The sequence below is a fragment of the Rhodococcus ruber genome, from assembly GCF_027270735.1.
GTDB classification, from domain to species: Bacteria; Actinomycetota; Actinomycetes; order Mycobacteriales; family Mycobacteriaceae; genus Rhodococcoides; species Rhodococcoides rubrum_A.
The window spans coordinates 725,092-733,944 of sequence record NZ_JAPWIJ010000002.1 but is presented as its reverse complement, the minus strand read 5'-3'; the positions used below and the strand labels follow the sequence as shown (position 1 = coordinate 733,944).

General features: G+C 63.2%; 9 protein-coding genes. 7 read left to right on the top strand and 2 right to left on the bottom strand.

Going from position 1 to position 8,853, the window contains the following annotated elements:
* Positions 1-133: 133 nt before the first annotated feature.
* A complete protein-coding gene (locus tag O4220_RS07160; RefSeq protein WP_269602962.1) occupies positions 134-838 on the top strand; it encodes a M50 family metallopeptidase in 705 nt (234 codons plus the stop codon).
* A 20-nt stretch (positions 839-858) separates the two neighbouring features.
* Positions 859-1,821 carry an SMI1/KNR4 family protein gene (locus O4220_RS07155; RefSeq protein WP_269602961.1) on the top strand — a complete coding sequence of 321 codons (963 nt, stop codon included), beginning with the start codon at positions 859-861 and terminating at the stop codon, positions 1,819-1,821.
* An 8-nt stretch (positions 1,822-1,829) separates the two neighbouring features.
* On the opposite strand, the gene O4220_RS07150 is transcribed toward O4220_RS07155, so the two are convergent.
* Positions 1,830-3,233 (bottom strand): GntP family permease, encoded by a 1,404-nt coding sequence (locus tag O4220_RS07150; protein ID WP_269602960.1) that lies wholly within the window; start codon positions 3,231-3,233, stop codon positions 1,830-1,832.
* Between the two features lie 137 nt (positions 3,234-3,370).
* Between O4220_RS07150 and O4220_RS07145 the strand changes: the two genes are divergently transcribed.
* The 5 genes from O4220_RS07145 to O4220_RS07125 all read left to right on the top strand — a co-directional run bounded on the left by O4220_RS07145 (position 3,371) and on the right by O4220_RS07125 (position 7,748).
* Positions 3,371-4,327 carry a lysophospholipid acyltransferase family protein gene (locus tag O4220_RS07145; protein ID WP_420030335.1) on the top strand — a complete coding sequence of 319 codons (957 nt, stop codon included), beginning with the start codon at positions 3,371-3,373 and terminating at the stop codon, positions 4,325-4,327.
* A 96-nt stretch (positions 4,328-4,423) separates the two neighbouring features.
* Positions 4,424-5,419 (top strand): ABC transporter ATP-binding protein, encoded by a 996-nt coding sequence (locus tag O4220_RS07140; RefSeq protein ID WP_269602959.1) that lies wholly within the window; start codon positions 4,424-4,426, stop codon positions 5,417-5,419.
* Positions 5,416-6,171 (top strand): ABC transporter permease, encoded by a 756-nt coding sequence (locus O4220_RS07135; protein ID WP_269602958.1) that lies wholly within the window; start codon positions 5,416-5,418, stop codon positions 6,169-6,171. The genes O4220_RS07140 and O4220_RS07135 overlap by 4 nt, the downstream gene beginning before the upstream one ends.
* 15 nt (positions 6,172-6,186) lie before the next feature.
* Positions 6,187-6,921 (top strand): 1-acyl-sn-glycerol-3-phosphate acyltransferase, encoded by a 735-nt coding sequence (locus O4220_RS07130; RefSeq protein WP_269602957.1) that lies wholly within the window; start codon positions 6,187-6,189, stop codon positions 6,919-6,921.
* Between the two features lie 68 nt (positions 6,922-6,989).
* Positions 6,990-7,748 (top strand): SDR family oxidoreductase, encoded by a 759-nt coding sequence (locus O4220_RS07125; RefSeq protein ID WP_269602956.1) that lies wholly within the window; start codon positions 6,990-6,992, stop codon positions 7,746-7,748.
* Between the two features lie 77 nt (positions 7,749-7,825).
* Here the strand turns inward: O4220_RS07125 and O4220_RS07120 are convergent, their stop codons facing one another.
* Positions 7,826-8,719: a glucose 1-dehydrogenase gene (locus O4220_RS07120; RefSeq protein WP_269602955.1), complete on the bottom strand. Its 894-nt coding sequence runs from the start codon at positions 8,717-8,719 to the stop codon at positions 7,826-7,828.
* Positions 8,720-8,853: the final 134 nt, after the last annotated feature.

Here is an 8,853-nt window from a genome sequence, read left to right as displayed (position 1 = left end):
TGCGAGACCGCTCCCTCGCCCGCGAACGCGCCAAGGCCGAAGCACGCGCGTCGTAGCGCCTGCGGCAGTGGTGCGGTTGAGTCCCCTCAGCGGCACTTAACCATGCCACTGCGCCGAAGCCGCATACTTGGGTGTGAACGAATTCTGGGACCGCATCTCCGCGGTGAGTCCTGATCCACCGGTGTGGATCGTCCAAGTTGCGGCTCTTGTTGCACTCGTCATCGTCGTGTTGCCGCAGACGTGGCGGATCGCGCGCAACGTGGTCACCATTGCGCACGAGGGTGCGCACTTGTTCGTCGCACTGATCACCGGTCGACAGCTGATGGGGCTGCGACTGCACTCCGATACCTCGGGCGTTGCGATCTCGAAGGGCAAGCCCACCGGCCTCGGCGTCATCGCGATGACCTTCGCCGGCTACGTGGGGCCCTCGCTTCTCGGCCTGGGTGCCGCGTTCGTGCTCGGCACCCAGCATGCGGTGGCGGTGCTGTGGATCGGCGTCATCTCGATTGCATTGATGCTGTTGATGATTCGCAATATCTACGGCTTGCTGTCGCTCGTCGTCGTCGGTGCTGCACTGTTCGTGGTGTCCTGGTGGGGCACCGGCGAACAGCAGGTCGCGGCGGCGTACTTCATCACCTTCTTCCTGTTGATCGCCGGCCCGCGGCCTGTTCTCGAACTGCAGAAATCACGCAGCGCCGGACGGGCACGGGATTCCGATGCCGATCAACTCGCTCGACTGACCTTCCTGCCCGGCATCGTCTGGGTCGGGCTGTTCCTGCTTGTCACCGTCGGCTCATTGGTACTGGGCGCGTGGCGAATTCTGATGCCGGTGCAGTGACGCTCGTCTAGGTTCGAGCCGTGAACTTCACCGAAATATGGACGGCGTACATGGCGACGATCCGCGAGCGCGCGCCGATCACCGCCGCGTCGATTCGGCCGCCACGGTCTGCGAGTGAGCGCGAGGCCGCCGAACATGCGACAACGCCGTGGACGGAGGAACTGCGCGAGTTCTACGGACTGCACGACGGGCAGCACGTTCCCCTGGGTGAGGACTACGTCCCGGTCGGTTCGGTGCTGCCGGACACGAAGTTACTGTCGTTGGACGAGGTTGTCGCTCGACACAGGTTCGGTCTCGAAAATCCGCACTCCGTCGACTATCTGGGTGATGACTGGCCGGCCACGATCCGTAGCCAAAAGGCAGGTGAGACTGCCGAGATGTTTCTACCCGCCTATCTTCCGATTGCCGATGACGAAACGGGCGCAACCACTTTCATAGATACCCGCCGGGGTAGGCGGCGCGGTTGCGTTCGAATGTTCTCGGCTGAGGCCGCCGACGGGAGTGCGCCTTGGTTCGACTCTTTGACCGAGTACATCGCAGCGTTGAATCGCAGCGCCGAGACCGGATCGGCGATCTACGACGACCTGCGACCCACGTTCGACGACGGCGTGCTCGACTGGCGTTACCCAGAGCTTTCCGAGGGATCGATGGCGTACGCTGCGACGCTTCCAATCGTCCGAATACCATTCGCACTCATTGATTTTCGACCATCACAGCTGTCGGACGACGACGACCTGATCGATCTCGACCACGTGCGTCGGACCGTTATCGCCGCTGCTCGGAGGCTGCATCCGCACGCGCTGATCGAGGACGCCCGAGCGGTCTATCGTCAGGTGCCGCGTCTGCGGGGTGCGAACATGAACTGGTGGGTGTCGATGGACGGAGCGGAGACCATCTTCACCGCACTCGTCACCGGAGAGGGACACGAGGTCATCGTCCTGGAAATTCCGCCAGGGGGATGCAGGCTCGAAGTGGACGAGTGAGGTCCGTGCTAGAACACCACCCACAGCAGTGATGCGACGGCGAAGATCGCCAGTCCCAGTGTCGTTTCCATGAGGGTCCACGTCTTGAGGGTCGTCTTCTCGTCCATGCCGAAGAAGCGGCTGACGAGCCAGAAGCCGGAATCGTTGACGTGGGAGAGCACGGTGGCTCCTGCGGCGAGTGCGAACACCAGCAGCGCGATCTTGAAGTTGCTCAGATCGAGCTCGGCGACCTGCACCGAGATCAACCCGGCGGTGGTGGTGAGAGCGACGGTGGCCGAACCCTGCGCGACGCGCAGCGCGGTGGCGATCAGGAAGGCCTGCAGCAGAATCGGCAATCCGAGGTCGGACAACGAGGCCGTCAGGGACTGCCCGATGCCGCTGGCTCGCAGCACTCCACCGAACATGCCGCCGGCACCGGTGATCAGGATGATCGAGCAGATGGGCCCGAGGGCCTGGTCCATGTACTTGGCACCCTCGGCCACCGGGAAGCGTCCGGGGGCGAGGATGAACAGCGCCAGCAGCAAGGTGATCAGCAGCGCGATGGGCGTCTGGCCGATGAGAGTCAGGGCAGCCGCCCAGGTTTCGTCTCCGGTCAGCACACCCGAGGTGGTCAGAGTGTTGACGACGGTGTTGAGCGAGATGAGCACCAGTGGCGTCAAGAGAATGAACAACACTGCAGCGAACTTCGGGGCCGGGTCGCGGAGCGCGGCCATCTCCTTGTCGTGGTCCTCGGTGTTCTGCGATCCGTCTGCGAAGAGGTCTGCGGGCATGGTGACGAATCGTTTGCCGAGCTGGGTACCGACGAGGTACGAGCCGACGAACCAGGAGACGACGGCGACGGGAACGCCGATGAGCAGTACCGAACCGATGTCTCCGCCGAGCAGTTCGGTGGCAGCGACCGGGCCGGGGTGCGGCGGGACGATGGCGTGCATCGCGGCAAAGGCCCCCGCGGTGGGGAGGGCGTACAGCAGAACCGATCCGCCGAATCGTTTGGCAACGGTGAAGATGATCGGCAGAAAGACGACGAGGCCGGCGTCGAAGAAGATGGGGAAGCCGAAGATGAGCGCGGCGACACCGAGTGCGAGTGGTGCCCGTTTGGCTCCGAATCGGTTGATCAGAGTGTCGGCCAATACTTGTGCGCCACCGGTGATTTCGAGCAGACGCCCGACCATCACGCCCAGTGCCACCAGTAGTGCGACCGAACCGAGGGTGGAACTGAAACCGGAGAGCAACGCATCGGGGACGTCTGCAAGTGGGATTCCCGCGGCGACGGCGGTGACCGCACTGACCAGGACCAGGGAGACGAAGGCGTGCAGTTTCACCTTCATGATGAGGAAGAGCAGGATTGCCACGGCTGCGGCGGCGATCAGCAGCAGTGCCGTCGTGCCGTAGGCCGGTTCGATCGGATCCATCGGTGTACCTCGTTCGTTCGGCTCGAATTTCGACCATAACGGACAGGTAGGACGTCGCGTGGGGTAACGAGCGCTGGTTGTCGGTCGGCGGTGGGCGGGTGGAGTACCGTGCGGGTATGAGTGATGGGGATCACGTAATGGGTGGGGACGGCACTGGAGGTTCGACGGGGGACCAGGCGAAGGGGCAATTACGCGAGCAAGCACAGCGCTACGCAGCGGCGGCCCGGCTGAAGATGAAGGAGCGTCGCGAGAAGGCGTCCGGTGGTCTCGGAGCGGTGGTCGCCGAACGTGCGGGCGACTGGGACCTCGACGATCAGAACACCGTGGCGATGGACCGTCAGCAAAAGCTGTGGAACGGCGTGATGGATCGCTATTTCCGGATGGAGATCGACGGCTGGGAGACCATCCCCGAGTCACCGGTTCTCGTCGTCGGGGTGCATTCGGGTGCGCCGTTCGTGTGGGATGCGTGGACCGTCGGCGCACAGTGGTGGCGACACTTCGGCGAGAAGCGCATTCTGCACGGAACCGCGCACGATGCCCTGATGGCGTTCCCGTTGATCGGCAAGGTCTTTCGATCCATGGGTGTGCTTCCTGCTGCGCCGGACTCGATGTCGACCGCATTGGCCGAGGGTCGAGACGTCATCGTGTGGCCGGGTGGTGAGGTCGATTCTCTGCGGCCCTGGAGCAAGCGAGACGAGGCGACGCTCGGTGGGCGGACCGGTTTCATCAAGCTCGCCATTCGAATGGGCGTACCGATCGTGCCGGTGGCAACAGTGGGCGGCGCCGACGCCATGCCGGTACTCATTCGCGGCGACAAGCTGTCGAAAGCGTTGAAGCTGGACAAGATTGCGCGGTTGAAGGTCTTTCCGATCGCGATCTCGCTGCCGTGGATCATTGCCCCCGCGGCGCTTCCGCAAATTCCGTTGCCCGCGAAGATTCGAACCCGATTCATGCCGCCGGTCGAACTCGACCACGATCCGGCACGGTGCGACGACGAGGCCTACGTCGACGCGAAGTACGAGGAGGTGCGCTCGAGCATCCAATCCGGGATGGATGCCCTGGCCCGCAAGCGGAAGTTCCCCGTCTTCGGTTGATTTCGGCTGTCGTGGCAACGCGGACCGAAGCTGACCGCGTTCGTTCCTAACGTCTTTCTCGTACTCATTCACTCAGTGCGACGAGGGGCGTCACAGATGATCGAAACATCAGGACTGACCAAGACTTTTCGGCAGGGCAAGAAGACCGTGGAGGCGGTGCGCGGCATCGATCTGACGATCGGTGAGGGAGAGCTGGTGGCTCTGCTCGGCCCGAACGGGGCTGGTAAATCGACCACTCTGCGCATGTTGACGACGTTGCTGGCACCGACGTCGGGCTCGGCGCGGATCGCCGGATTCGATGTGGCGAAGGATCGGGACCGTGTTCGACGTTGTCTCGGCTATGTCGGCCAGGGCAACGGTGCAGGCCACAATCAGCGCGTCCGAGACGAACTGGTTGTGCAGGGGTTGTGCTACGGCATGACGCGTCGACGATCACGCACTCGCGCAGACGAATTGATCGAGGCGCTCGAACTCGGCGAGCTCGCGGCTCGCACCGTGTCCACGCTGTCCGGTGGGCAGCGACGCCGACTCGACATCGCCTTGGGGTTGGTGCACCGTCCACCGTTGCTGTTCCTCGACGAACCGACCACCGGTATGGACCCGCAGAGCCGAGCGAATCTGTGGGATCACATTCTGCGGCTCAGACGGGAGATGGGCACCACCATCGTGCTCACCACGCACTACCTCGACGAGGCCGATTCGATGGCCGAGCGGGTGATCGTTGTCGATCGCGGCACCGTCATCGCCGACGACACAGCCACGGCCCTCAAATCGGAACTGGCCGGTGACCTGATCGTCCTCACCGTGTCCGACGCGTCGGCGCTGGGTGCGCTCCTCGGAGGTGTTGCCGGAGTCAGAGACGTGACGGTTGCGGGTTCGCGGTTGAACATTCGGGTCGAGCGGGCCGAGGTGGTTCTTCCGGATCTACTACGGCTCAGCGAGTCTCATGGAATCACGGTGCACACGGCGGACATGACGCGTCCTACCCTCGACGATGTGTTCCTCGGTCTCACCGGGCGCAGTCTTCGTGAGAGCGCCGCAGCAGGCAACTCTTCACGCGAAACCGCAGGCGTGGCAGGAGAACTCCGATGAACGTACTCTCGGGAAGCGCCCTGGTGATGGGCCGCGAACTGCGGCCGATGGTGCGGGATCCCTTCACCGTCATCTTCAGTCTCGTGCAGCCCTTGATCCTGCTGGCGCTGTTCGGCCCGCTTCTCACCGAGGTCCCGGGTCTCGGCAGCGGCAGCGTGTGGGACTGGTTCGTTCCAGGGGTGCTCGCAATGATCACCATCTTCGGAACGTCGATGACTGGCTCGAACCTGCTGGCCGAATTGCAGCAGGGTTCACACGAACGGATGTTGGTGACGCCGCTCCCGAGGTCGTCTCTGCTCGTCGGTCGCGCGTTCAAGGAAATGGTGCCGCTGGCCGCTCAAGCCGTGCTGATCGTCCTGGTGGCATTGCCGCTGGGGTTGTCGGTGAATCCCGTCGGCGCGGTCGTGGGAATCGCGCTGCTCGGTGTGTTCGGTGTCGGGCTCGGCGCGTTGTCCTACACGCTGGCTTTGGCTGTGCGCGGACAGGATTGGGTGTTCTGGTCTATCCAGCAGACATTGATGTTCCCCCTGCTCATCCTCTCGGGCACCATGCTTCCGTTGACCGCGGCCCCGGGATGGATGCAGTTCTTGGTGAACATCAACCCTCTCGGGTATCTGGTCGACGCAGAACGTGCACTGTTCGCGGGCGAGTTCACCAGTTCGACGGTGACGGCAGGTGTCGTTGCTGCCGCAGCCACCGCGGCAGTCGGACTTGCCGTCGGGATCCGGGCTATGGGTTCTTCGCGGGTGTGAGGCTAAGCTCGCGTCATGGATCGGCCTGCGGTAATTCTCGAAAACGATGTGACCGTGTACGACTTCTACCTGCGTCACCAGCAGAATCGTCAGGTTGCGAGGCTGGCGTACGCCACCTTGGCCAGGCGCTTCCGCCCGCGGGTGTCGTATCCCGACGGTGCTCGTGAGGAATTGCGTCGTCTGGTGTACGACAACACTCGTCTGCTCATCGCGGTCAATCATCTGACCGAGAACGATCCTTACACCCTCGCAGCGGCGGCCTGGGCGTCGCCGCTGCGTCCGGTGATCGGTCGTACGAGGGTATTGGCCAAGGACGAGTTGTTCCAGGAACCCAAGCAGCGCAGGCGAATCGACATGATGGGCGGCATCCCGGTCTTCCGTGGCAAGAATCATGGAATGCGCGCCGTCAGCGCTGCGGGTAACCGCATGATGGATGTCAGTGCCGAGCGCATGAAGCGGGGCGACGACCTCGCAGTGTTCCCCGAGGGCACCTGCAACCTGGAGGATCCGACGACGGTGCAGCACGTCGGCAGTGGCATCGGCCACATCGCGATGCGCGCCCGCAAGCTCGGCGTCGAGCCGGTGCTGGTCTGTATCGGGTTGAGCTACGGCCCAACGACGAAGGTCAAACAGGCGAGCGTGTACATCGATACGCCCATCACCGAACTGCCCGAGAAGCCGATCGACATCACCCGAGTGGTGGCAGAGGGAATGCAGAAGGCACTCGACGGGGCGGTGGCTGCGTACTGACTGCGACACCGAGGTTGGTAGAAACAGATGACAGGTAATTCGATTCGGCGTGTTCCTAGGAGATATTCGTGAGCGATCAGATCAAGACGGCCATCGTCACCGGCAGTGCACGTGGAATCGGCGCTGCGGTGGCGAAGCGGCTGGCCAAGGACGGTTTCGGAGTTGCCGTGGTGGACCTCGACGAGGGCGCGTGCAGTGACACCGTCGGTGCGATCCAGGCCGCAGGTGGCCAGGCAGTGGCCATCGGGGCCAACGTCGCCGACGAGGAATCGGTCCAGACCGCAGTCGATCGCATCGCGAGTGAGTTCGGTGCGCCGACCGTGCTGATCAACAATGCCGGTATCACTCGCGACAATCTGCTGTTCAAGATGACGGTGCAGGATTGGGATTCCGTTCTCGGTGTGCATCTACGTGGATCGTTCCTGATGACTCGCGCGGTGCAGAAGCACATGATCGACGCCAAGTGGGGCCGCATCGTCAACCTTTCGAGCACGTCCGCGCTCGGTAACCGTGGCCAGGCCAACTACTCCGCCGCCAAGGCCGGTATGCAGGGATTCACCAAGACCCTCGCTATCGAACTCGGCAAGTTCGGCGTCACGGCCAACGCTATTGCTCCCGGATTCATCGAGACCGAAATGACAGCGGCGACGGCAGAACGCGTCGGAATGCCGTTCGAGGACTTCAAAGCTGCTGCAGCGTCGCAGATTCCGGTCAATCGCGTCGGACACCCCGACGACATCGCGCACTTGGCTTCGTTCTTCGTCAGCGAGGGCGCCGGCTTCATCTCGGGCCAGGTCGTCTACGCCGCCGGTGGTCCGAAGGACTGATCTCTCCAGATGCGTGAATGGACCATTCATGAGCCCAGACGGGTGCGAATGGTCCATTCACGCAGAACGGATGTCGACTACGGCGTCGGCATGCCGCCGTTGACGTTCAATGTCTCGCCGGAGACGTAACCCGACTCGGCCGACGACAGGTAGACGTAGGCACCGGCGATTTCGGCGGGTTGCCCCGCACGTCCGAGCGGAGTTTCCTTGCCGAATTCCGGCAACGCCGACGTCGGCTGACCGCCGGCAGCCTGCAGTGGTGTCCAGAACGGGCCCGGCGCAACAACATTGACGCGAATCCCCTTGGGCGCCAACTGCTGCGCAAGGGCCTTGCTGATGGTGTTGATGGCCATCTTCGTGGTTGCGTAATCCACCAGACCGGGTGAGGGTGTGTACGCCTGTATCGAACTGGTGTTGACGATGGTGGACCCGGCGAGCATGTGCGGCACGGCTTCCTGGATGATCCAGAACAATGCGTAGACGTTGGTCTTGAACGTCTGGTCGAACTGCTCCGAGGTCAGATCCGCCAGATCCTCGACGAACTGCTGTTTACCTGCCACGTTGATCAGCAGGTCGAGCCCACCGAGCTCGTCGACGGCGGTCCGAACGATTCCGCGTGCGGCCTGCTCGTCGGTGATATCGGCCGGAGCCAAGACTGCGGTGCGTCCGGCGTCGCGGACCAATTGCGCAACCTCCTGTGCGTCCTTCTCCTCCGACGGCAGGTAGTTGAGCACCACGTCGGCACCCTCGCGGGCGATGGCAATCGCTGCTGCTCGACCGATTCCGGAGTCGGCACCGGTGACGAGCGCTTTGCGGCCGGTCAGACGACCGGACCCGCGATAGCTGTCCTCACCGTGGTCGGCGAGGGGCTCGAGGTCTGCTGCCAGACCGGGCGGATCCTGATGCTGCTCAGGGAAGCCGTCCTGACGGTACTGCGTGACGGGGTTGGTGAAGGTGTACTGATCGCTCACTGTCGAATCTTCTCCGAATGCGGTGAAATGCGTGAAGAACCTTTGCTTGATCCTGTGTGCTTCACGCATGCCCCGAACCGGTCGGCCACAAACTGTGACCGACCGGACCGGCCTTACGGTGCCGCAGAGAAGGG

What these genes read in the sequence shown, in the direction of transcription:
- O4220_RS07145 (WP_420030335.1), top strand. Translation starts at nt 3,371, where the DNA reads ATGGGTGGGGACGGCACTGGAGGTTCGACGGGGGACCAGGCGAAGGGG.
- O4220_RS07150 (WP_269602960.1), bottom strand. Translation starts at nt 3,233, where the DNA reads ATGGATCCGATCGAACCGGCCTACGGCACGACGGCACTGCTGCTGATC.
- O4220_RS07140 (WP_269602959.1), top strand. Translation starts at nt 4,424, where the DNA reads ATGATCGAAACATCAGGACTGACCAAGACTTTTCGGCAGGGCAAGAAG.
- O4220_RS07135 (WP_269602958.1), top strand. Translation starts at nt 5,416, where the DNA reads ATGAACGTACTCTCGGGAAGCGCCCTGGTGATGGGCCGCGAACTGCGG.
- O4220_RS07130 (WP_269602957.1), top strand. Translation starts at nt 6,187, where the DNA reads ATGGATCGGCCTGCGGTAATTCTCGAAAACGATGTGACCGTGTACGAC.